General features: G+C 39.6%; 1 pseudogene. It reads right to left on the bottom strand.

Features of this window, described 5'->3' with window-relative positions:
- Nucleotides 1-235, bottom strand: a pseudogene (locus tag QOS10_RS09655) (helix-turn-helix domain-containing protein); the annotation flags it as partial.

The following is a 235-nucleotide window of genomic DNA, read 5'->3' as shown; positions in this document are numbered from 1 at the left end:
CCATTCTTCTAGCTCGCTTTCTCGTTGTCTGATTAACGGTAAGGTTGCCACTATTGTAACTGATAACCCATTGATGGGGTTGAGAAATATTCCTAATTTGGTATCGCTGAAGGAGTTCCTGGTTAGAATACGCACTTGAAAGATAAGCTTTGATAGCAGCTACCTTTGTTTCTAATGAGTATTTCCGATTATGCTTAGGCCTAATTAGACCTGCTAATCCAGCCATTAAGAATTG

It is taken from the genome of Limosilactobacillus galli (assembly GCF_947381495.1).
Taxonomy (GTDB): Bacteria; Bacillota; Bacilli; order Lactobacillales; family Lactobacillaceae; genus Limosilactobacillus; species Limosilactobacillus galli.
This window is presented reverse-complemented; position numbering and strand designations above follow the sequence as displayed.